Source organism: Legionella anisa (assembly GCF_001467525.1).
Classification (GTDB): Bacteria; Pseudomonadota; Gammaproteobacteria; order Legionellales; family Legionellaceae; genus Legionella; species Legionella anisa.
This window is the reverse complement of record NZ_LNXS01000037.1, coordinates 62,598-84,796: the sequence shown is the minus strand read 5'-3', so window position 1 is coordinate 84,796 and position 22,199 is coordinate 62,598. Positions and strand designations below refer to the sequence as shown.

The following is a 22,199-nucleotide window of genomic DNA, read 5'->3' as shown; positions in this document are numbered from 1 at the left end:
CAGGCTACACTACTGTCATCCCTGTAGACTTAGAATACTTATTTTCCTGGTTAAATTTTGTGAGGAACTCTCAGGGACAAGCCGCGGGGCGTAGGCATAGAGGTGCACAAGAAAACAGTTCGCTGCTCCCAGGTTAAAGTTTCTGACTGATTCTCTGTGAAAAGAGAGAAACAGGGTTTATACTTTTGATTTTGATGTCATTTGTGAGAGTACTCATGGAATTGAGAATTGATAATACCCCCTTTAAAGCGTTATTTCAGCCTTTAGATTTAGGCTTCACTCAATTAAAAAATCGATTGTTAATGGGGTCTATGCATACTGGCCTTGAAGAAGATAAGGACAGTTTAAATCGTTTGGCGCAATTTTATCGAGAAAGAGCGCTTGGGGGAGTAGGATTAATCACAACAGGTGGTTTTGCACCGGATAGAGCCGGGCGTTTAGCACCGTTTGCTGCCAAATTGACAAACAGTAAAGAACAGCACAAACATGAGTTAATCACTCATACAGTACATGAAGCAGGAGGCAAAATTATTCTGCAAGCGTTGCATGCAGGTCGTTATGGTTACCATCCATTTATTGTCGCGCCCAGTGGCATCAAATCACCTATTAGCCCTTTTAAACCTTGGGTAATGAGTCAATATCGCATAAAAAAAACCATTAAACATTTTGCTCGGTGCGCTCGTCTTGCCCAATTAGCCGGATATGATGGCATCGAAATCATGGGTAGCGAAGGGTATTTAATTAACCAATTTATTGTCACGCATACCAATCAGCGTCAGGATGAATGGGGTGGTAGCTATACGAATCGTATTCGCTTTCCTATTGAGGTCGTTCGCAGTGTTCGTGAAGCAGTAGGTGAAAAATTTATTATCATTTTCCGTTTGTCTATGCTTGATTTGATTGCTGAGGGCAGTAATTGGGAAGAAGTAGTCATTCTGGCTAAGGCAATTGAAGAGGCCGGTGCTACATTGATTAATACAGGTATTGGTTGGCATGAAGCACGAATTCCAACGATTGCTACTATGGTTCCTGCAGGAGCATTTACGCATCTAACCCAACATGTGAAACCCGAAGTTAAAATTCCAGTAATTACCTCAAATCGCATTAATACACCTGAATTAGCCAATCAACTCATTGAGTCAGGAGTTGCAGATATGGTCTCTATGGCGAGACCCTTTTTAGCCGACCCCTTATTTGCAGAAAAAGCCAAAAAAGGGGAAAGTGAAGCAATTAATGTGTGTATTGCCTGCAATCAAGCGTGTCTTGATCGAGTCTTCGTGAATAAAACAGCTTCCTGTTTAGTGAATCCGCGTGCATGCAACGAAACTGAGTTGATTTATGAGGTGACCCCCCAACCCAAATCCATTGCTGTAGTGGGTTCAGGACCTGCCGGGCTTGCTTTTGCTACGGTTGCGGCAGAACGTGGGCATAAAGTGACTTTATTCGAAAAAAATGCGCAACTCGGTGGACAATTTAATTTGGCAAAAAGAATTCCAGGTAAAGAGATTTTTCAACACACTCTGGATTATTTTAATTATCAATTAGAGAAATTTAAAGTAACCATTCTTTTAAATACTGAAGCAACGCTTGAACAACTGCAGGATTTCGATGAAATAGTTTTAGCCAGTGGGATTAAACCGCGTATTCCCGATATCAATGGCATCAATCATCCTAAAGTGGCGAGTTACATCGATGTGATTACTGGAAAAAAAGAAGTCGGCCAACGAGTAGCTATTATTGGTGCAGGTGGAATTGGTTTTGATGTGGCCGAATTTTTAACGCATGAGCATCCGGTTCCAAAGGAGCAGTTTTATAATGAGTGGGGAATTGATATCTATGGAAAATATCGTGGTGGAATTAAACCTCCTGAAATTACCCCTAGCCCGCGCGAGGTCTATTTATTACAACGTAAAAAAGAAAAAATGGGTAAACGTCTGGGCAAAACCACAGGATGGATTCATCGTTCAAGTTTGAAACATAAACACGTTCAGATGATTTCAGGAGTGAATTATGATGCGATCGATGATGAAGGCTTACATGTACAAATCAATGGAAAAACACAGGTGCTTCCCGTAGATACTGTAGTTATTTGTGCGGGACAAATCGAATTGACTGAATTGTTCACGCCTTTAAAAGAAGCAGGAAAAGTTGTACATTTAGTGGGTGGTGCATATAAAGCATTGGAGCTTGATGCACGTCACGCAATTGATCAGGCATGTCGTTTAGCGGCTTTAATTTAAGTTTTATCGTGTAGCCTGGGTGCAGCGAAGCGTAACCCGGGCTATGGAAGCGTGATGTTTATCCAGAAACCCGGGTTACGCTTCGCTGCACCCAGGCTCCATTACTGTCTTTTGACCATCTCTGCCTATGTCCCGTGGCTTGTTTAAGGGGATGACGCAATTTAGAAAAAATCGTGTTATAATCATTTATTCCAATTATCGCTTTGGATCGCAGAACTTATATTTCAGTTGATGTTTTTCCCTAATCATTTCATAAATATAGTGCATTATTCTGTTTATTTTGTTATTATACTGTCCAATTTTATATCAATTGGCCTTTTTTAGGTTATTTTTTAATCGATCAGGATTTTTATGTCTCAAGAAATCACAAGCTTCACATCCTTTAATTTTTCAGATGCTTTAAACAAAGCACTAGAGGACATGAAGTTTACTACTCCTTCGCCAATTCAAGTGCAAACGATTCCTTTACTTCTGGAAGGTCGGGATGCGATTGCTCTGGCACAAACAGGAACAGGAAAAACTGCTGCTTTTGCTTTGCCTATATTGCAAAATTTATCCACTGGTGTGCAAGGTACCCAAGCTTTAATTTTAGCTCCTACTCGTGAATTAGCGATTCAGGTTGCAGAACAGTTTGAATTATTAAGTGCCAATCAACGTGGAATCACTGTTGCTGTTTTATGCGGCGGGCAAGATTACGGTCGACAATTAAAACAATTAAGAGCAGGTGCCCAGGTCGTGGTGGGAACTCCTGGCCGTATTTTAGATCACATCGATAGACGTACTTTGCAATTAGATAATTTGCGTACATTCATTCTGGATGAAGCAGATGAAATGTTACGCATGGGGTTTATTGAAGATATTGAAACCATTATGGCAAAACTGCCGGAGAAGAAACAAATAGGTCTCTTTTCAGCAACCATGCCTCATCGTATACGCCAAATTGCCAATACTTATTTGCATAATCCTGTTTCTATCGAAATACGTGCAGAAACAGCTACAGTAAAAAGTATTGAGCAACGCTTTTTATTTGCTTCAGGGCATCAAAAGCCTGATGCATTATTGCGAGTACTGGCTGTAGAAGAATATCAGGGTGTTATTGTATTTGTGCGCACTAAAAGCAGTACTGAAGAAGTTGCCGAACTATTACAACAGCAAGGGCTACGCGCTATGGCCATTCATGGCGATATTACTCAGGCCTTACGTGAACGCATTATTGCACAATTCAGACAAGGAGCAATTGATATCCTGGTCGCTACCGACGTTGCTGCTCGTGGTCTGGATGTAGAGCGGGTAACTCATGTGATTAACTATGATTTACCGCATGATAATGAAACTTATGTACATCGCATTGGAAGAACAGGTAGAGCCGGACGTTCTGGGGTGGCTGTTTTATTTGTAACTCCTAAAGAATCACGTTTAATTACGAGTATTGAGCGACATACACGTCAACGTATTGCCAAAGTAGCTGTACCCAATGACCATACGATTCAAGTTGCACGGCAACAACGGTTTATGGCAAACATCACAGCACGTTTAGAGCATGAAAACTTACCTTCATACAAACGAATTATTGAAGAATATATTAAAGAAAGTGGTGTTTCTGCAGTAGATGTTGCTGCAACACTTGCTTTATTGTTAAACAAAGATTTACCTTGGCAAAAAGAGCAAGCTTTGCCGAAATCACCACGTCCAACTAAAGAAAGTCGTGAGCATGGGGGTAAGTTTGAACGTTCTCGCGATGAGCGAAAAGGTTTTGCTGCAGACAAGAAAGGTTTTCGCGAAGGGCGTAAAAAATTGAATGATGAATTTATAGGGCAAGATTTATTCCGAATCGATGTAGGTAAAGTTCATGGGGTGAAACCAGGCAATATTGTTGGCGCGATTGCTAATGAAGCGGGTTTGCAAAGTAAGCACATTACTGGCCTTAAAATTCATGACGATCATTCAACGGTACGTTTACCTAAAGGTATGCCTAAAGAAGTAATGAGTGATTTAACCAAAGCTTGGGTTTGTGGACGCCAGTTAAAAATTACCTTAATTGGTAGTGCTTAATAAAACAACTTGGGGCGAGATGGGTTCCTTATCCCAAATTTCTGGATGCCTTGGGCTTATCTCCCAACTAGATCGGTGCCCTTATCAAACCTACTAATGTGGTAATGTAACAATCGTGAACCAAAAACTTTCGATAGATCGTACTACCTCACTAAATTTATCTAAATCAAGAGGCTTAGTGATGTAACAATTGACGTGCGTATCATAAGCTTGAAGAATATCGAGTTCTTCTCTAGAAACAGTTAAAATAACGACTGGAATTTTTTTCAAGGAATCATCCGATTTGATTTCTTTTAATACTTCCCGACCATCTTTTTTGGGAAGATTTAAATCGAGTAAAATAAGATCTGGACGTTTTGCATCCTCGTATCCACTTCGGCGAAAAAGAAAATTCATTGCTTGCTCACCGTCAGTGGCGATGGATAAATTTAATTTAAGCTTACATTCCTTTAATGCTTCTTGCGTTAAGCAAAACTTTCGACCCTCTTTCCTAGAGATTTATGTTGTTGCTTTGGGTTTCCTATCTCATTTAGGGGGGAAGTTCTTGGCATTATATTATTATTTGGATATCGAGGTATTAATATTGATCGCAGGCTTAACACTATGTTTGATAATGTCGGTCAACAAATAGGAGGGTTTATCAAACGCAAAAGCCTGGAAGGAAATTTATTATATCTATCCGAGCATGACATACTCACTGGTTTAGCTAACCGTAAGTATTTTTCAAACAGTTTAAATAGTGAAGTGGTACGATGCAAATCGCAAAAATTACATCTGGCTCTTTTGTTTATCGATCTTGATTTTTTTAAAAAAATAAACGACAGTTTTGGCCACGAAACAGGTGATATGTTGTTAAAAGAGTTTGCTCGAAGAATCAGCCGAGCTGTTCGTAAAACAGATATAGTGGCCAGGTTTGGCGGGGATGAATTTATTATATTACTAACGAATTTGACTCAGATTGACATTGTTGAAAATATCGCATTTAAGATTTTAAATTTAATTTCCAAGCCATTTCACATTGCAAGCTATGAATTTTTTATCACAGCCAGTATTGGTATCAGTATTTATCCAAAAGACAGCACGAATCCTGCGGTTTTATTAAGAAAAGCAGATCAGGCCATGTATTATGCAAAAAATTCTGGCAGAAATAACTTTAAATTTTCCTATGGCATGAGATCGGAGTTTACAAAGAAAAAATATATTTTAGAAAGTGAATTACATTATGCTATAGAAAAAAAGGAGATGGTTCTGCACTATCAACCAATTATCGATACATCGAGTTCAAATACAATAGGTGTTGAAGCGCTTATTCGTTGGCGACATTCTAGTGGGATGATATCTCCGGCGGACTTTATTCCTATTGCTATAGAGTCAAATTATATTATCGAGTTAGGTAAATGGATCATCAAAACAGCGTGTACTGAATTTGTCAATTTGCATGCTAAGAACCTTAAGAGCGTGTCTGTCAATATTGCTTCTCCTCAACTCAATGAGAACTTAGTCCATTCAGTAGAAAAAATTATTCATGAGACTAAAATCCGACCAGATCAATTAGTCCTGGAGTTGACTGAGCAGGTTTTCATTTCTAATACTGAAACGAACATCAAGCTCGTTCGTGAATTGAAAGCACTGGGTGTTAAAATTGCTATTGATGATTTTGGTACGGGTTATTCTTCATTCGCTTATATAAAATCATTCAATATTGATATTATCAAAATCGATCAATCTTTTATTAAAGATTTGCCTTCTGATCCTAATTCGATGGCTATTGTTAATGCTATTCTTGCTATGGCTAAGGCAATGAATATTAAAGTCATTGCTGAAGGTGTTGAGTCAAAAGAGCATTATCGTTATCTAGTAGAGCATGGTTGTCATTTTATTCAAGGTTTTTATATAAGCAAAGCATTACCGATAGAAGAATTATCTAAATTTTTAACTAAAAAAATCACTTCTTGAAGTCAATTGGTGTTGTTAAACAAGACACTCATCCTCGGCCTTCGCTGCCCCCAGTTTTATAGGCGTCTCTAGGCTTTGTAAGCGAATAAAGCTGCTGTTGTAGCAGCGACAGTTAGCACGGCAAGACCTGCTGTGACAGGAGTAAAAAAAATGTGGGGATTTTCGGTTCTGTTCATTTTTTCTTGCAGATCGGTTTTCATTCGTACAATCTTTTCTTTTACTGAATCAATCCGCATGTTGGGGTCCGTTTTTGCGGTCATAGCAGGTAAATATCGTTTTAGAAATGCAGTATTCGCAATGTTTATTTCATGGGCTCGCTCCTCACTTTCTGAGTAGAAAGATAATGAAGCGCGGGCAATTGCTTCAAACACGGAGGCGCTTAAGTACAGCTTATCTTGTTCACTCCATTGTGACGAGTCAGCAATTTTAGAATTGAATTGATAACGCGGATTATCTGACTTATTTTCGGTGAAATTACGGATCGCTTCTTTTAATTCCTCCTCATCAGAAAGAATTTGTTCCATAGAATCAAGACATTTGAGGATAAATTTTTGTTCAAAAGTCATTTACTTAAGCCTCCCAGCAAAAATACTAATATAAATTTCTTTTGATTGAGGAGCAATCGAAAAACCTCGAAGGTTGTTTTTTTGTCTATGAAATAAGCATAATTTTGACGTGAAAGACTATTTTTATGGAGTTTGATTTTATTTAACTAATTGATAAATATAAATAAATAATAAAAAATAGGTTTATGCAAAAAAATTGCTTATGAACGATTTTTCATACTATAATGCGGATTGACTTTGTTTTTAAAATAACCAGATACACTCTTCAAAATTCAGTGCAGTAGCCATTCGTGATAAGATGTCACTGCTTTTTTTAGGATTAGAACTTAAGGGTATTCATGAAACTGTTAGCAGCTATAGGGGCATTTTTATTTTCTGGGATTGTTTGGGCTACACCTCTTCATAATATAGTTGTATTTGGTGATAGTTTGTCTGATAACGGTAATTTATATAAATTTATGAAATATCAATTACCTCCCTCACCTCCTTACTTTGAAGGTCGTTTCTCTAATGGACCTGTCTGGATCGAACATTTAATCGCTTCTTACTTTCCTGAAAACCCTAATGAGCATTTGTTAGATTATGCATATGGGGGCGCTGGTGTGTCTGAGGAAGAGGGAGATGATGAGGTATTGTTTACTTTGAGAAGAGAAGTAAAAAACTATTTATTAGAACATAATGACAAAGCGAGTGAAGACAGTCTTTTTGTTATATGGATAGGATCAAATAACTACCTCGCATTTCCTGAAGAAGTTGAAAAAACACTTCACGATGTGCATGCAGGTATTGTGCATAGCATTCAGCGTTTGGTAGAAAAAGGGGCAAAACATATTTTAGTGGTTAACTTACCTGATTTAGGGCGAACTCCTGCTGCAATTGAATTTGATTCAGTTGATGCGATGACCTATTTTGCCAGAGAACATAATGATTTATTAAGGAAATCGATTGATGATTTTCGGCAAGAATACCCGGATGTGGAATGGCTCTATTATGATCTGCATAAAGCGTTTGAAGAGGTCATGACAGCCCCTGAAAATTATGGTTTTACAAATATAACAGGTACCTGCGTTAATTCTGTAGTTGAGGATATAACAAAAAAATCGGTCTTAAAAATGGTGACCTCTGTCAAACCTGGAATCAATGGGGATGGATGCACTGGATATTTATTTTTTGATTTAGTACATCCAACTGCATTGGCGCATAAGATCCTGGGCGATAGAGCCAGAGAAATGTTGGATCAAGCAGGCATTGAATTGACGGATAGATGAAGCGCTATTCTTCAATGTAGCCTGGGTGCAGCGTAGCGAAACCCGGGATAGAGAGGGTTAAATTTCCCGGGTTTCGCTACGCTGCACCCAGGCTACAGTTCATTTTTAATCGATTCAGGATCATTTATTAGGATGATATGAAATACATTACAAGGACAGTCCTAATCTTTTTTTTCATATGCTCAACTTCATTTGCAGACACACTGGCGATCAAAGTTGATGGAAAAAGCATCGATTTACCTTATTGGCCTTCGAAAAAAGAAAAATATGGGGCTGTTCTCTTAATCAATGGCGGTGCACAAGCACAATCTTCTATATTGTTGGATAATCTGGCAAATGAATTAGCCCAAAATGGATGGCAGGTTGTATTGCTCAATCATGACAGCAGTATCACTGTCCCCTGGAGCAAACAATTTCCTGAGGTGGTTGCTGCGTTACGCAAACAAAAAAATATACGTCTTGTGGTGGTGCATTATGGAGAACAATTAAAACAAACATTCGAATATTTGGGAAAACCTCCTGTGCCTGAAATTGAAGGTTTGATTCTCTTATCCGCCTACAATACTCCTCCAACCGCAGATAAAAAACTTGAATTAAATATGCCTGTATTTGATATTGTTGGTCAGTTTGATTATGACCTAATCAAGCAAGAAATGGCCGCAAGAAAAAAGGAGTTTGGAAAAAATAAAAACAATTATTTAGCTATAGAAATACCAGGCGCCCATCACGATTATGAATACAGTAGGCAACTTCTTTTTTCATTTATCCACGGTTGGATGGTAAAGCTTCCTAAACTTCAACCTAAATCTCAGCCGCTGATGTATTCTTATTTAGTTCCAATTGCTGTTTTTTTCACGAATCATGCATCACAAACAATGTGAAAGATCCTCTGTGACTGTTACGTATTTTGCTCTTTAAATTTGGTGGAAGGTAATATATAAGTAGACCGAGTAGGTTGGGTCGTTTCGACCCAACAAATGCAATCCACAATCACTCATTACATTGATAATTTTAAACTCTCGACGCCTCTGATTTAATAGTGTGTTTCAGTTGTTGGGTCAAAATGACCCAACCTACTTGCTAAGAGAATAGTAGCCTGAGTGCAGCGCAGCGAAACCCGGGTTCCGCTGCGCTGCACTCAGGCTACAATGCATTCAAACAATGTGAAAGCTCCTTTGAGACTGTTACGTTTACCAGCCTTTACTGGTGCAAATTAATTCATATGCTTTTACAATTTTCTGAGTTTTTTCATTTGCCATTTTAATCATTTCTTGAGGTAAGCCCTGGGAGATTAACTTATCCGGATGATTACGGCTTAACAAACGTCTATAGGCTTTTTTCACTTCTTGTTTGCTCGCATCTGATGGTACTTCCAAAAGCGCATAGGCATAGTCCAAGTTTGTTTTTGTGGGTTGATAGTTGTATCTGCTGTAGGATGAATACGAGTGAGAGGACGAATAGGATTGTTGCGATTCTTCTGATTGTTGCTTGGCATCATTTTGCGGCTCTGATGAGTAATTTGCGTCACCAAAATCTTCATAAAAGCGATATTGTTTATGAAGTGGTGCAAAACCCAGTTTGGAAAAAATCTTATCTAGTACTTTGATTTTTTTTGAATCCAGTCCATCAGCCTGGGCTGCTCTATATTGAATATCAATAAACAGCCTTAACAAGTCGCGGTTCTCTTCGCAGATTTTTTTTAAATTTTCGAGGGCGGTGTCTAAGTTAAAGTGAGGCTGCTTTCCCTCATTAAAGAAATGTTTTGCCAGTGTTTTTTGTTCGTTGCTTAAGCGCATTTCATCCATGAATAAACGTGCCATATTCAGTTCTTGCTCACTGACGCGACCATCAGCTTTGGCTAAGTGTCCCATAATGGAAAAGGTGGCTTCAAAAAAGACTTTTTGGATTGCTTTACGTTTTTCAGTGTAATATACCCAATGAGGATTAGAAAAGTAACTATATAAACCACGGTCAAAAAAATTACCTACTAAAAGGCCAAAAATCGCCCCTATAGGACCATCGATTAAATAGCCAAAAAATGCGCCAATAATCTTTCCCCACCAAGTCGATACAATAAAAAATTCCCGAAAAGACATTAGAAAGGATCCCTTAAAATTAAGTCATTAAATTTGATTTTATCGCTTATACCACATTTTAAGTATATACTGTCGGTTTTTGGGTTTGGTTTTATATGCGATTTCTTTACTCTTTTTTAATGTATTTGCTGACTCCTTTTTTACTCATTCGTTTGTGGTGGAAAGGTAGAAGCTTACCCGCATACAGGGAGCGCATATCAGAGCGTTTTTTTCTTGGTAAAAGTAAGTATACCCCTTTTGACGTATGGATTCACGCTGTATCTTTAGGTGAGGTTATTGCGGCTATCCCCCTCATTGATGCCATGTTGGAGAAAAATTGGTCTTTATTGATTACTACCATGACTCCAACCGGTTCTGAACGAGTGCAAGCACGCTTTGGTAATAAGGTGGCTCATCAATACCTACCCTATGATCTTCCCGGTGTACTTAAACGCTTCTTTAAACAAATTCGGCCTCGTGTTGGGGTTATTATGGAAACTGAATTATGGCCGAATTTAATTTATCAGGCTCGGGCTGCAAAAGTCCCTTTATTGCTCGCTAATGCACGAATATCTGATGATTCTTTGAATGGGTATAAAAAGATTAAATTTTTAATTAAACCAATTCTAAATCAATTTTCTGCCATTTTAGCACAGGGAGAAGAAGACGCGCGACGTTATATCGAGTTAGGGGCAAGAAAGGAGATAGTCCATATTTTAGGGAATATAAAATTTGATTTACAAACGAATACTATAGACAGTAAGCGCTTTAGTGATTTAAAAAGTCATTGGGGAGCCGAGCGTGTGGCAGTTATTGCAGCAAGTACTCATGAGAATGAAGAGGCACAGATTTTATCTCATTTAAAACGGTTGCAACAAGCGATTCCTGGAGTTGTCTTATTAATTGCCCCACGCCATCCTGAACGATTCCAGGCAGTTTATCAATTATGTACGCAATCAGGATTTAAGACCGGATTACGCTCTAATTTAAATACCTTAAGCCCTGAAAATGAGATTGTGGTATTAGACTGTCTGGGTGAGCTTTTAGGGTTATATCAGATTAGTGATTATGCTTTTGTTGGAGGTAGCTTGGTTCCGGTTGGTGGACATAATGTCTTAGAGCCAATTGCAATGAATGTTCCCGTGTTAAGCGGAAGTCTGGTTCATAATTTTAAAGCCATTTGCAACGACTTACAGGCTGCTCACGGTATTTTATTGGTACACCAGGCAAACGAAGTAATCGATGGAATTATTAAATTACATTCTGACCCGAAGTTTCGTCAGCAGATGATTCAAAATGCTGCTGCTGTTTTTGAAAAAAATAAAGGGTCTGTGACACGCCATTTACAACAAATTGAAGGGGTGATTTAGGATCCGAGAGGGTCTCAAAAAATTTAAACAGCATTGCACCCAGGCTACGGTACTAGCAAGTAGGTTGGGTCATTTTGACCCAACAACTGAAACACAGGATTAAATCAGAGTCGTCGAGATTTTAAGATTATCAATGCAATGAGTAATTGTGGATTGTATTTGTTGGGTCGAAACGACCCAACCTACTTGGTCATTCCTGCCTATGCAGGATGACAGCTTTTTAGGTATAACAGAAATTTTACTAGGAACCTTGATTTTGTTTTTCTTTGATCTCGGACAAAGTCTTACAATCAATACACAAAGTCGCAGTAGGTCTTGCTTCCAAACGTTTAAGGCCGATTTCGATACCACAGGCTTCGCAATAGCCGAAATCTTCATTTCGCAAACGTTCTAAGGCGTCCTCAATTTTCTTAATTAGTTTACGCTCACGATCACGAGTACGTAATTCAATACTGAATTCTTCCTCTTGACTGGCTCTATCTGAGGGATCTGGAAAATTAGCCGCTTCATCTTTCATGTGCGTCACAGTTCGGTCGACTTCTTCCATCAATGATTGACGCCAAGCTAGCAATATTTTTTCAATATGTGCTAACTGCTTTTCATTCATATATTCTTCCCCTGGTGCTTCCTTGTAAGGGGTAATTCCCATGCTACCTATTGCGTCGTTTTTCACGTTGTGTCGTCTCTCATTGGTTTTATCTATTATTTGTTCGGTCATTTTAGCCTCCGTCCCCCAACTCGTGTACAACCTGGGATTACAGAAAGCGGATAGGTATACCAAAAAACCATTGTATCATCAATAAAATTATCGCCAACCCCCACTTACTCTGTCATTTCCCTGAATGTCTTGCCAACACTGTACGTTTTTATACTGTAACTTATTAAGTATAGTCTGTACTTTTAATTTTTGATCATAACCATGTTCTAGCAAGAGCAGGCCGCCAGGTAAAAGGTACTCATAACCTTGTTTAATAATACATTGTAGATCAGCTAAGCCTTCTTGACTACTCACCAAAGCATTTCGTGGTTCAAAACGCAAATCACCTTGTTGTAAATGGGGATCGTATTCTGAAATATAGGGCGGGTTTGCAACAAGAGCATGGTATTGCCGGTGAGGAATGTTACTAAACCAATTGGATTGATAAAAGCTTACATTCTTTATCCTATGGTTTTGCGCGTTTTCTTTGGCAATATTTAAGGCTTCTTGGCTGATATCAGCAGCAATAATATGCCAATGCGGTCTTTCTTTAGCGAGCGCTAAGGCGATTGCTCCACTTCCCGTACCTAATTCCAGTAGGTACCTATCCGGTTGATTGGGGATAAGTTCCAGGGCAAGTTCGACGATTCGTTCTGTTTCATGGCGTGGAATTAAGGTATGCTCATTGACCTTCAAATTGAGTGACCAAAATTCACGCTCACCGATGAGATAGGCAATAGGAACTCCTTGGGCTCTTCGCGACATTAAATTTTGAAAGGTTTCCCATTGTTGTGACGTCAGTAACGTTTCAGAATGTGCAAAAAGATAAGCCCTGGTTTTGTTTAAAGTGTGGCAGAGTAAAACTTCTGTTTCCAGATCCGGGTTTTTTCCCAGAGCGTTACGAATACTAATCATTTCGTCCTAGTTCTGCGAGCAACTCTGCATGATATTCACGTTTTAAGGGGTCAATTACCAAGGCCAAATTGCCTTCCATCACATCACCAAGTTGATAGATCGTCAAATTAATTCGATGATCCGTGAGCCGTCCTTGTGGGTAGTTATAAGTACGAATTCGTTCAGAGCGATCACCAGAACCTACCAGTGACTTACGTGTTTGTGCTTGTTCTTTTTTCTGTTTGCTTTGTTCTGCATCGAGCAAGCGTGTTTTAAGTAACGACATGGCTTTGGCACGGTTTTTATGTTGTGAACGTTCATCCTGACATTCTACTACAACACCAGTTGGAATATGTGTGATGCGTATGGCTGAATCTGTTTTGTTGACGTGCTGTCCTCCAGCGCCTGAAGAACGGTATGTATCGATTCGCAAATCATCTGGATTAATTTGAATGTCATCAATTTCATCCACCTCGGGCATAATTGCTACCGTACATGCGGAGGTATGGACACGTCCTTGAGATTCAGTTTCAGGAACACGTTGTACGCGATGAGCACCCGATTCAAATTTAAGTTGTGAATAGACGGCGTTACCGCTAATACGCACGATAATTTCTTTGTATCCACCATGCTCACCATGGCTTGCACTAATTAACTCTTGTTGCCAGCCCTGATCTTCTGCATATCGACTGTACATGCGATACAGATCTCCGGCAAAAATTGCTGCTTCATCACCACCGGTTCCTGCTCTGACTTCGAGATAAATATTACGTTCATCATCCGGATCTTTGGGAATCAAATGCCACTGTAATTGTTCGTCAAGCTCTTCTACTTCGTGTTGTGCCACTTCTAATTCTTCTGCAGCCATTGATGCCAGCTCTGGGTCTTCACTTTCGAGTAACTCCTGCAGGGAAGACAAATTGTTTTTCGCCTCAAGGTAGGTTTCATAACATGTTGCAACAGGTTCCAGTTGTGCATATTCTTTGGAAAGCGTTTTAAACTGATTTTGATCGGCAATAACCGATGCTTCAGATAATAAGCGACCTACTTCCTGATATCGCTCAAGCATTTGTTGCAATTTGAGTTCAAGAGATTTCTTCATAGGATGATTGTCGTGTTGTTGTATTAAAAAGATATCGTGCCAAGGTAAATAAATCTTCTCGACCATCTTTAGCTATTTGCCTTAAACCGGCCGTGGGGTTATGCGTGAGTTTATTCACTAGGCGCTCACTAAATTCATTTAAAACGATCTGCTGGCATTGTCCAGCAGAAAGTTTTTTCAAGGCACGCTGTAATTCTTTTTGCGCCAAGTCTTGCATTTGGCTGCGGTAATCGCAAATGACTTTCTTCGCTTTAAGCGAGCGATGCTTGCGAATGTATTTATTCAGTTCCTCATCGATTAATTGTTCTGCATGTAATGCGGCATAGCGTCTTTCTTCCATACCCTTATCGATCATGGTTTGCAAATCATCAATGTTATAAAGTTGTATTTCACCTAATTCCTTGATGTTTTCTTCTACATCCCGAGGAACTGATAAATCCAAAAAGAACATTGGACTATGATGTCTTTGATTTAATGCCTGTTCGACCAGACTTTTATTAATAAAATGGATAGGACAATTTGTAGCAGAAACAATGACGTCTGCTTGAGGTAAATATTCGGCAATATCAGTAATTGGAACGGTTTTACCATTAAACGAATTGGCAAGTTTCTCCGCATTTTCCAGCGTTCTACTTGCTATCATAAAGCGTTCAACACCTTGTTGGCGTAAGTATTTTGCAACTAAAGAAGCAGTTTCACCAGAACCAATGAGGAAAACATTTAACGATTTGTAGTCTGTAAAAAGTTGGCCTATTAATTGGACTGCTGCATAGGCAACTGAAACGGGATTTGTACCAACACCACTTTGAGTACGCACTCGCTTTGAAGCACTAAAAACATATTCAAAAATTGGACGTAATTCTGTTTTTATTGCACCAAGGTTGCATGCGTGTTGGTACGCCTGTTTCATTTGCCCAAGAATTTGAGGTTCACCAATCATCATGGAATCTAAACCACTGGCGACACGTAAAAGATGTTTGATGCCCTGGTTGCCTTTATGCACATAAACAAATGGGGACAATGAATCCAAGGGTAATTGATGTTCTTTAGTAAGCCAATGTGCGATGACCTGAGAATCGTGAGTATCACAGTAAATTTCTGTGCGATTACAGGTAGATAAAATAGCAGCTTCATTCACTTCTGGCAGATTTAACAGGCTATGGAGCAAGGAATCTTGGGTAGCCGGAGATAAGGCGACTTTTTCACGCACGTTTATTGGAGCAGTTTTATGATTCAATCCGCAAGCAACAAACACCATAAAATATAAATTATTTGAATATGAATTATTGAGTTAATCGTGGGATTGTAAACGATTAGTCATTAAATTTGTAGTGCAAGCAGTCTTATTTCTTTATTCTGACTCAAGAAAAATGATCCTATAATCTAATAAAGTCGTAGCAGAACCCAAGTTATCACTTTGCATCGACTTAGGCTTCAAAAAAATAATTGTAAAATTAAAGTACATTTTTATTTGGCCGCTAACAATAGTAGAGGGTTTTATACAAAAATCCCAAGTTATGGGGAGATCGTCATGGATATAATCCTGCAAGGTGAGCATAGCGGCGAAGAAGCAGCACAAAGTTTGGCGCGTGTATTAGAATTATTTAAAGAACGATATCATATCGCTGGATTTCGAGAAATTCATTTAACAGTGACCTTAATTGATGAACAAGGTGATGATGTTGAGCTAGTTGATAGTGAATCGAATCAGGCATATCGTGTTTTTGAAGTTTATCGTCAAGGTTATGAGTTAAATGGCAAAAAAGGAACTCCCATACTACAATTAATTGTTGATAACACACGCCCTCGGTGAAGGAGTAGCTTATGTTTTTGGCAATTGTCGCCATAATCCTTACGTTAATTTTGGTAGTAGGAATCCATGAAGGTGGACATGCAATAGCAGCGCGCTTTTTTGCAGTAAAAATCAAAAAAATTTCCATAGGTTTTGGCAAACCGCTGTTGCGTTGGCAAAGTCGAAGCGGTTGTGAATGGGTATGGGCATTTTTTCCTTTGGGGGGCTACGTTCAATTAGAAAATACACGGATTAGTCCAGTAAAGCCTGCACAATACTCCGGATGCTTTGATAAAAAACCTATTTGGCAACGCATATGTATTTTATTGGCTGGGGCTGTTGCAAATCTAATTGTTGCTTGGGTTGCTTTGGTTCTGGTGTACAGCATAGGTCTTAAATACACGGTACCAGAAATCAAGGAAGTGCTTCCTAATAGCGCTGCCTTCCAGGCAGGAATGCTTCCTGGTGATAAATTCATCTCCCTTAACGGCTCAGCGACTCCAACATGGAATGATGTGGGGATGAGGTTAGTTATTCTTTGGGGAAAGAAAGATATTCCGGTAACACTTATTCGTACTGATGGCAAAGAAGCAAAAGCAACGCTTGATTTAAGCCATGAGCAATTTCATGGGGTAAAAGGATCTTTATTGACCCAATTGGGGATTAAACCTAATTTATCTGCGGTAAAGAGTACCCTGCGTGCTTCATCTTTTATGGATGCAATACAGAAAACAAATGAATTTATGGTCAATATGGTTTATTTTTTTCTGATGATCTTGAAACAATTATTTACTGGAGTGATCCCTTTTTCAGCATTGTTAGGTCCTATAGGCATTTTTGCGGTTTCCGTGGCTTCGCTGACACAAGGAGTGGTTGTTTTTCTATATTTTATCGCTACCTTAAGTTTGGCTGTTGCCGTGATTAACCTGTTTCCTATTCCAGGATTGGATGGAGGCTCTATAGTTTATGCACTTATTGAAAAAATCCGCGGCCAAGCAGTATCTGTCCCTATGGAGCTTTTGTTGCATCGGTTGGTAGTTATTGGGTTTTGTGTGCTGTTGGTTCATTTATTGATGAATGATTTACAACGAATCTAAGGCCTGTTTAGCTTTCTACTCTCTTGGCCAAACTGTCCTGTTTTTCTGCGCGCTTCGGTGCTCGCAAATCAGGCCCCTTCTAAATTTAGGATGATGTACCTCCCTTTTTCTCGATACTGAATTTGCTTAGGCCTTGAAAAGCAATTACAATTGCGCACAGTTTATACAAAAAAGGACAAATCATGTATCAAAAACTGCAAACAGAAGGGCGAGTGGGAAGAAAAGGATTCTTTTCAAAAGAAGAAAAGAAACCAGTAGAAAATAATACGATTCATATTAAGGTTAAAAATACTCAATTAAGTATTGATAAAGGTCATTTTGAAGGCAGTTTAGGGGCAGCTGAAGAAGCAATTCAATTTTTTGCAGATCAGAATGAGATAACCTATAAATCTCTTGGGCATGGCTATGGAATTTTAACTGTTCAAGGTATGAATCACCATATTACCCCTTATGGCATTGATATTTCTATGATGTTGGAATTCTGTAACATTGATGAGTCAAAATTAACCCAACAGCTCGAGATATAATCGTAAGAGTCGTAGCCTGGGTGAAGGCGAAGCCGTAACCCGGGGATCTGGATAGGGGTAAGCTCAAGACCCGGGTTACGCTCCGCTTCACCCAGGCTACGATTTTTATGATTTACCCACGGTTCGTGCACAACACCATACATCTACCTTTTTTACCCCCGATTTTTTTAACGTGAATGCCAGCTCATTGGCTGTGCTGCCAGTAGTTAAGAGATCATCAACAATTGCTACATGGTGCCAGGGAATTTTTTTTGCTTTAAATGCATGACGTAAATTTTTTTGTCTTTGTTCGCCGTCAAGACTTGCTTGGGGCTCTGTATTAAGGATCTTTTGACAACTGGTTAAGTCGTAAGGTAACTGTAATTTTTTTGCGAGTAATCGAGCTAAAACTGCTGCCTGGTTAAACCCGCGCGACTTGACTCGTTGTGGATGCATAGGGACGGGGATTAAACATTGAGGCATTGTTTCATTCTTTGGTAGTGAGCGAATCATTAATTGACTTAAAAAAGACCCTAGATAAAGACCATTGTGGTATTTAAATTGATGCAAAAGATTGCGCAGAGGCTCTTCGAAGACGTAATGAATAAGTGCGCGATCGAAGTAAGGTGTTTTTTTAATACAACGTCCACAGACTAACAGATGGGTGTCGGGCAAAGGATATGCGCAGTAGTTGCACGCAGGACCTAAGCGAGTCATGAACTCAATGCATGAGATGCATACTGCTATTTTGCTGTTATGAAACTGATTGCATAAAACACATATTGAGTACAAGCGTAAACTTTGTGTTAAACTCCATATTTTCTGGCGCACGAGTGTTGGATTCCTTTAATTTTTCCTGGTTTTATAATGGCTGTTATCTACGAAATTAGCAAGGCATTTAATCAACATGCCGCCGAATATGAACTTGCTGCCAAGGTACAACAAGAAATTGGATTGCGGTTATTGGATCGATTGCAGTATTTGAGTATTAAGCCGCAACGTATTCTTGATCTCGGATGCGGGCCAGGTTTTTTTTCTTATGAATTGATGCAGATTTATCCAAAGGCACAAATTGTTGGTTTGGATTTGGCTCAGTTCATGTTGATTCAAGCACAAAAAAAGCAAGGTTGGCGACGAAAGTGGTCTTTAGTGGCTGCGGATATGCGGCAAATGCCTTTTGCTACCGGCACGTTTGATTTAATTTTTGCCAATCAAGTGATTCATTGGGGCGGCCCTTTGACGCCAGTTTTTCGTGAGATGAATCGAGTCATGAAAGCGAATGGTTGTTTGATGTTTACTACGTTAGGCCCTGATACATTTAAAGAATTAAAGTATGCTTGGTCTGAGGTAAATCATTATGCTCATGTGAATGAATTTGCTGACATGCATGATATCGGTGATTGCTTGATGTCAGAACATTTTTTAGAGCCGGTGATGGATATGGAATTATTGGCCGTGCATTATGAAACACTACCCAAGTTATTACATGCTTTAAAAGCCCAAGGAGTAAAAAATATTAATCCTCAAAGAAACCAAGGATTAACTGGGAAAATGGCTTGGCGACAATTTGAGCAAAACTACTCTGCCCTGCAAACCGAGAAGGGGAAATATCCGTTGACGTATGAAGTCGTTTATGGACATGCCTGGAAAGGAGAGCAAAGAAAAACAGAACTTGGGATAGAAACTATGATTCCCATTTCACAGATAATGCGGCGCAAGAGTAGTCTAAATGAAGCGTAATGCTATCTATCCAGCTTACTGCGTTCTTTTAATTTCTTAGCGGGCCTGTAGGTTGGGCCTTGGCCCAACATGATACAATTCAAATAATTTTTTAATAATTCTTATTTTAAGCATGGAAGACGTTGGGCCAAGGCCCGACCTACATTGCTTCAGGGGGCGCCGTACTTTCTCAGAATGACGAGGTTGTTCGTTCGTGTAATTTCTTGGTTAAGTCAATCAGAGCAAGTGCTTTTTGATCAAATATGTTTAATGCCTCAAGAGCAGTTTGATAATGCTTGCTGATCTCTTCTTCCAATTTTTTTTGAGAAAATAAAGTTGCAAACGTTATTTTTTGGTTTGCCAAATCAGAGGAACGACCTTTACCCAATAGTTCGGCAGGAGCATAGCGATCCAAGTAATCATCTTGCATTTGAAAAACCAGACCTAAATGACTGGCATAGGTTCGTAAAGCCACTTTATATGGTTCAGGTGCTGAGTGAGCACTCAGAACCATTTCGATGCACGCTAAAATAAGCCGTCCCGTTTTAAGGTAGTGAATTTCTCTTAACTGCTCTTCCCCGGTAGATGATTTTGCCAATTCAGACAAGTCCAGACTTTGTCCACTTACCATGCCACTGATACCGCTTGCTTTAACCAGTTCAAGAGTGATCGTAATGACTTGTTTGGGTTGGAGCAAGGGAGAAAGATGAGTTAGTAGTACTTCAATGGCTAAGGCCTGCATGCCATCGCCTACTAAAATCGCTGTTGCCTCATCAAAAGCTTTATGACAGCTGGGTTTACCACGGCGTAGATCATCATTATCCATGGCTGGGAGGTCATCATGAATTAAAGAATAACAATGCGTTAACTCGATTGCTGCAGCAATAACATCCAGAATTTTGAGATCAAGATCAAGTAAAATCCCAGTTAAGTAGACCAAAATAGGTCTGATTCTCTTTCCTCCAGGAAATAGAGAATAATTTATTGCAGAACATATCGTTGTCGCAGGTACAGAAGAGTCATTAACTATTTGTCTGAGAAATTCTTCGTGCCGTTTTATGTAGTTACTTATCACTTAATTGTTCATCCGAGCTGGGTTCTACAGAGGTTAAAGTTTCTATTTTTTGTTCTGCTTTTTGTAATACATCCTGACATTGTCTCGCCAGACTAATTCCTTTTTCAAATTGTTTCAGAGAGTCTTCTAAAGAGAGTTCTCCTTTTTCCAGTTGCCTGACAATTTCTTCTAGTTCTGTGATTGACTGTTCGAAATGCATACCTTGGCTCATAGATTTTGTCCTGATTGTGCAAAATGTACTGATTATACTGAGTTGTTCTCAGGATTCAATGTAGGTAAATTAATTTTTAATGTTCATTCGCGCGAATAAGCCGTCGGGTGGGACGTAGTCAACACATGACGTTTTCTTAAATAATGGTTCAATACATCGACAGGGTAAATCGTGTATATTAGAGTCTGTAAACAGACTCTAGTTAAAGTTAAAGCGGATGGAATAAGTATGAAAACAAAAACCCAATTTGTCTGCAGTCAATGTGCCGCACTTTTTAAGCAATGGGCTGGACAATGCACCCATTGTGGCGCATGGAATTCGATTGCAGAAGAGGGTATGCCAGTGAATCGTAATTCACGCAGCGGCTCATGGGTGAATCAACGTTCGGTAATTACTGCTGTGGAAGATGTAGTCATGGATAATGAACTACGTATGGATTGTGGTTTATCGGAACTTAACAGAGTGCTTGGCGGTGGCTTGGTGTATGGTTCTGTAGTTCTGATTGGAGGGGATCCAGGTATTGGCAAGTCCACTTTGTTATTGCAGACTTTGGCTAATCTTTCTATGCAGGAGACTGTTTTATATGTAACGGGTGAGGAATCTTTGCAACAAGTAGCTATGCGAGCCAAACGCCTGGGGTTGCCTTTGGCCGGTTTAAGACTTTTAGCTGAAACACAAGTCGAATCAATTATCGCGCAAACGCAAAAGGAAAACCCCAAAGTGATTGTGATTGACTCGATTCAAACGATTTTCACGGAAACCATAAGTTCTGCTCCGGGTGGAGTAAGTCAAGTGCGTGAATCAGCAGCCCAATTAGTTCGTTTTGCCAAACTGACTCAAACCGCGGTATTTCTTGTGGGACATGTAACGAAAGAGGGCGCCTTAGCCGGGCCGCGAGTTTTAGAGCACATGGTGGATAGTGTTTTATATTTTGAAGGTCAAAGTGACAGCCGTTTTCGAGTGATTCGTGCCATTAAAAACCGTTTTGGTGCAGTCAATGAATTGGGCGTATTTGCCATGACCGATAAAGGTTTAAAAGAAGTGGCTAACCCCTCGGCGATTTTTTTATCGCGTCAACCAGAGCCTACTTCAGGGAGTGCGGTTATGGTGACTTGGGAAGGATCACGCCCCATGTTGGTTGAAGTACAAGCGCTGGTTGATGAAGCACATGGACAACAATCCAAACGGGTCACAGTTGGTCTTGAGTCCAATCGTTTGGCCATTTTACTTGCTGTCTTACATCGACATGGAGGAATTGCTACTTATGATCAAGATATTTTCATTAATGTAGTGGGCGGTGTAAAGGTAACCGAAACAGGCTCCGATTTGGCATTATTAGCTGCTGTGGTATCCAGTTTACGCAATCGGATCTTTGACCGGGAAACCATTATTTTTGGCGAAGTGGGTCTTGCTGGTGAAATCAGACCGGTACAAAGTGGGCAAGAACGATTAAAAGAAGCAGCAAAACATGGGTTTAAGCGTGCTATAGTGCCTTTTGCCAATGCCCCCAAGCAATCTAATTCTTCAATGGTTATCGAACCTGTTAAATATTTGCATGAAGTTCTGGAAAAAATGTAAT

The 22,199-nt window shown here is 39.5% G+C and carries 21 protein-coding genes; 11 read left to right on the top strand and 10 right to left on the bottom strand.

The features are described from left to right. Positions 1 to 215 precede the first annotated feature (215 nt). Positions 216 to 2,240, top strand: coding sequence for an NADPH-dependent 2,4-dienoyl-CoA reductase (locus Lani_RS13270; RefSeq protein ID WP_040523086.1), 2,025 nt, complete (start codon positions 216 to 218; stop codon positions 2,238 to 2,240). 351 nt (positions 2,241 to 2,591) lie between these two features. After that, the gene (locus tag Lani_RS13265; protein ID WP_019234730.1) at positions 2,592 to 4,292 is read left to right on the top strand and encodes a DEAD/DEAH box helicase; all 1,701 of its coding nucleotides are present in this window, start codon (positions 2,592 to 2,594) and stop codon (positions 4,290 to 4,292) included. 93 nt (positions 4,293 to 4,385) lie between these two features. On the opposite strand, the gene Lani_RS13260 is transcribed toward Lani_RS13265, so the two are convergent. Next, entirely contained in the window at positions 4,386 to 4,790 is a 405-nt protein-coding gene (locus Lani_RS13260) for a response regulator (protein WP_040523089.1), read from the bottom strand. 105 nt (positions 4,791 to 4,895) lie between these two features. Between Lani_RS13260 and Lani_RS13255 the strand changes: the two genes are divergently transcribed. Then, complete coding sequence (locus tag Lani_RS13255) at positions 4,896 to 6,248, top strand: putative bifunctional diguanylate cyclase/phosphodiesterase (protein WP_019234732.1); 1,353 nt, start codon at positions 4,896 to 4,898, stop codon at positions 6,246 to 6,248. A 68-nt stretch (positions 6,249 to 6,316) separates the two neighbouring features. On the opposite strand, the gene Lani_RS13250 is transcribed toward Lani_RS13255, so the two are convergent. Beyond that, complete coding sequence (locus Lani_RS13250) at positions 6,317 to 6,814, bottom strand: hypothetical protein (RefSeq protein ID WP_019234733.1); 498 nt, start codon at positions 6,812 to 6,814, stop codon at positions 6,317 to 6,319. A gap of 338 nt (positions 6,815 to 7,152) precedes the next feature. Here Lani_RS13250 and plaA point away from each other — a divergent pair, with 338 nt between their 5' ends. Both plaA and Lani_RS13240 read left to right on the top strand, forming a co-directional pair. After that, a complete protein-coding gene (gene plaA, locus Lani_RS13245; protein ID WP_019234734.1) occupies positions 7,153 to 8,082 on the top strand; it encodes a GDSL family lysophospholipase PlaA in 930 nt (309 codons plus the stop codon). A 137-nt stretch (positions 8,083 to 8,219) separates the two neighbouring features. Next, positions 8,220 to 8,963, top strand: a complete 744-nt coding sequence (locus Lani_RS13240) for an alpha/beta hydrolase (RefSeq protein WP_019234735.1) — start codon at positions 8,220 to 8,222, stop codon at positions 8,961 to 8,963. Positions 8,964 to 9,272: 309 nt separating this feature from the next. Here the strand turns inward: Lani_RS13240 and djlA are convergent, their stop codons facing one another. Then, positions 9,273 to 10,178, bottom strand: coding sequence for a co-chaperone DjlA (djlA, locus tag Lani_RS13235; protein WP_019234736.1), 906 nt, complete (start codon positions 10,176 to 10,178; stop codon positions 9,273 to 9,275). A gap of 95 nt (positions 10,179 to 10,273) precedes the next feature. Between djlA and waaA the strand changes: the two genes are divergently transcribed. Beyond that, positions 10,274 to 11,527: a lipid IV(A) 3-deoxy-D-manno-octulosonic acid transferase gene (gene waaA, locus Lani_RS13230; protein ID WP_019234737.1), complete on the top strand. Its 1,254-nt coding sequence runs from the start codon at positions 10,274 to 10,276 to the stop codon at positions 11,525 to 11,527. Positions 11,528 to 11,768: 241 nt separating this feature from the next. On the opposite strand, the gene dksA is transcribed toward waaA, so the two are convergent. The 4 genes from dksA to hemA all read right to left on the bottom strand — a co-directional run bounded on the left by dksA (position 11,769) and on the right by hemA (position 15,478). Then, positions 11,769 to 12,245, bottom strand: coding sequence for an RNA polymerase-binding protein DksA (gene dksA / locus Lani_RS13225; protein ID WP_019234738.1), 477 nt, complete (start codon positions 12,243 to 12,245; stop codon positions 11,769 to 11,771). A gap of 87 nt (positions 12,246 to 12,332) precedes the next feature. Next, positions 12,333 to 13,139 (bottom strand): peptide chain release factor N(5)-glutamine methyltransferase, encoded by an 807-nt coding sequence (gene prmC / locus Lani_RS13220; RefSeq protein ID WP_019234739.1) that lies wholly within the window; start codon positions 13,137 to 13,139, stop codon positions 12,333 to 12,335. Next, positions 13,132 to 14,220: a peptide chain release factor 1 gene (gene prfA / locus Lani_RS13215; protein ID WP_019234740.1), complete on the bottom strand. Its 1,089-nt coding sequence runs from the start codon at positions 14,218 to 14,220 to the stop codon at positions 13,132 to 13,134. Before prfA ends, prmC begins: the two co-directional genes overlap by 8 nt. After that, positions 14,204 to 15,478 carry a glutamyl-tRNA reductase gene (hemA, locus tag Lani_RS13210; protein WP_019234741.1) on the bottom strand — a complete coding sequence of 425 codons (1,275 nt, stop codon included), beginning with the start codon at positions 15,476 to 15,478 and terminating at the stop codon, positions 14,204 to 14,206. The genes prfA and hemA overlap by 17 nt, the downstream gene beginning before the upstream one ends. Before the next feature lie 273 nt (positions 15,479 to 15,751). Between hemA and Lani_RS13205 the strand changes: the two genes are divergently transcribed. From Lani_RS13205 to Lani_RS13195, 3 genes are all read left to right on the top strand, one after another. Next, entirely contained in the window at positions 15,752 to 16,033 is a 282-nt protein-coding gene (locus Lani_RS13205) for a hypothetical protein (RefSeq protein WP_019234742.1), read from the top strand. A gap of 11 nt (positions 16,034 to 16,044) precedes the next feature. Continuing rightward, positions 16,045 to 17,109 (top strand): M50 family metallopeptidase, encoded by a 1,065-nt coding sequence (locus Lani_RS13200; RefSeq protein WP_019234743.1) that lies wholly within the window; start codon positions 16,045 to 16,047, stop codon positions 17,107 to 17,109. A gap of 182 nt (positions 17,110 to 17,291) precedes the next feature. Further along, a complete protein-coding gene (locus tag Lani_RS13195) occupies positions 17,292 to 17,636 on the top strand; it encodes a hypothetical protein (protein WP_019234744.1) in 345 nt (114 codons plus the stop codon). 105 nt (positions 17,637 to 17,741) lie between these two features. Here Lani_RS13195 and Lani_RS13190 read toward each other — a convergent pair whose 3' ends face one another. Further along, positions 17,742 to 18,446, bottom strand: coding sequence for a ComF family protein (locus Lani_RS13190; RefSeq protein ID WP_396426818.1), 705 nt, complete (start codon positions 18,444 to 18,446; stop codon positions 17,742 to 17,744). A gap of 36 nt (positions 18,447 to 18,482) precedes the next feature. On the opposite strand from Lani_RS13190, the gene bioC reads away from it, so the two are divergent. Next, positions 18,483 to 19,355: a malonyl-ACP O-methyltransferase BioC gene (bioC, locus tag Lani_RS13185; RefSeq protein ID WP_019234746.1), complete on the top strand. Its 873-nt coding sequence runs from the start codon at positions 18,483 to 18,485 to the stop codon at positions 19,353 to 19,355. 169 nt (positions 19,356 to 19,524) lie between these two features. Here bioC and Lani_RS13180 read toward each other — a convergent pair whose 3' ends face one another. Further along, positions 19,525 to 20,409 (bottom strand): polyprenyl synthetase family protein, encoded by an 885-nt coding sequence (locus tag Lani_RS13180; RefSeq protein ID WP_019234747.1) that lies wholly within the window; start codon positions 20,407 to 20,409, stop codon positions 19,525 to 19,527. Then, entirely contained in the window at positions 20,399 to 20,620 is a 222-nt protein-coding gene (locus Lani_RS13175) for an exodeoxyribonuclease VII small subunit (RefSeq protein WP_019234748.1), read from the bottom strand. Before Lani_RS13175 ends, Lani_RS13180 begins: the two co-directional genes overlap by 11 nt. Before the next feature lie 228 nt (positions 20,621 to 20,848). Here Lani_RS13175 and radA point away from each other — a divergent pair, with 228 nt between their 5' ends. Continuing rightward, positions 20,849 to 22,198, top strand: a complete 1,350-nt coding sequence (radA, locus tag Lani_RS13170) for a DNA repair protein RadA (RefSeq protein ID WP_019234749.1) — start codon at positions 20,849 to 20,851, stop codon at positions 22,196 to 22,198. The last annotated feature ends 1 nt before the right edge of the window (position 22,199 follow it).

What these genes read in the sequence shown, in the direction of transcription:
- prfA (WP_019234740.1), bottom strand. Translation starts at nt 14,220, where the DNA reads ATGAAGAAATCTCTTGAACTCAAATTGCAACAAATGCTTGAGCGATAT.
- Lani_RS13255 (WP_019234732.1), top strand. Translation starts at nt 4,896, where the DNA reads ATGTTTGATAATGTCGGTCAACAAATAGGAGGGTTTATCAAACGCAAA.
- Lani_RS13175 (WP_019234748.1), bottom strand. Translation starts at nt 20,620, where the DNA reads ATGAGCCAAGGTATGCATTTCGAACAGTCAATCACAGAACTAGAAGAA.
- Lani_RS13200 (WP_019234743.1), top strand. Translation starts at nt 16,045, where the DNA reads ATGTTTTTGGCAATTGTCGCCATAATCCTTACGTTAATTTTGGTAGTA.
- waaA (WP_019234737.1), top strand. Translation starts at nt 10,274, where the DNA reads ATGCGATTTCTTTACTCTTTTTTAATGTATTTGCTGACTCCTTTTTTA.
- dksA (WP_019234738.1), bottom strand. Translation starts at nt 12,245, where the DNA reads ATGACCGAACAAATAATAGATAAAACCAATGAGAGACGACACAACGTG.
- Lani_RS13270 (WP_040523086.1), top strand. Translation starts at nt 216, where the DNA reads ATGGAATTGAGAATTGATAATACCCCCTTTAAAGCGTTATTTCAGCCT.
- hemA (WP_019234741.1), bottom strand. Translation starts at nt 15,478, where the DNA reads ATGGTGTTTGTTGCTTGCGGATTGAATCATAAAACTGCTCCAATAAAC.
- prmC (WP_019234739.1), bottom strand. Translation starts at nt 13,139, where the DNA reads ATGATTAGTATTCGTAACGCTCTGGGAAAAAACCCGGATCTGGAAACA.
- Lani_RS13240 (WP_019234735.1), top strand. Translation starts at nt 8,220, where the DNA reads ATGAAATACATTACAAGGACAGTCCTAATCTTTTTTTTCATATGCTCA.
- Lani_RS13250 (WP_019234733.1), bottom strand. Translation starts at nt 6,814, where the DNA reads ATGACTTTTGAACAAAAATTTATCCTCAAATGTCTTGATTCTATGGAA.
- Lani_RS13205 (WP_019234742.1), top strand. Translation starts at nt 15,752, where the DNA reads ATGGATATAATCCTGCAAGGTGAGCATAGCGGCGAAGAAGCAGCACAA.
- Lani_RS13265 (WP_019234730.1), top strand. Translation starts at nt 2,592, where the DNA reads ATGTCTCAAGAAATCACAAGCTTCACATCCTTTAATTTTTCAGATGCT.
- djlA (WP_019234736.1), bottom strand. Translation starts at nt 10,178, where the DNA reads ATGTCTTTTCGGGAATTTTTTATTGTATCGACTTGGTGGGGAAAGATT.
- bioC (WP_019234746.1), top strand. Translation starts at nt 18,483, where the DNA reads ATGGCTGTTATCTACGAAATTAGCAAGGCATTTAATCAACATGCCGCC.
- Lani_RS13195 (WP_019234744.1), top strand. Translation starts at nt 17,292, where the DNA reads ATGTATCAAAAACTGCAAACAGAAGGGCGAGTGGGAAGAAAAGGATTC.
- radA (WP_019234749.1), top strand. Translation starts at nt 20,849, where the DNA reads ATGAAAACAAAAACCCAATTTGTCTGCAGTCAATGTGCCGCACTTTTT.
- plaA (WP_019234734.1), top strand. Translation starts at nt 7,153, where the DNA reads ATGAAACTGTTAGCAGCTATAGGGGCATTTTTATTTTCTGGGATTGTT.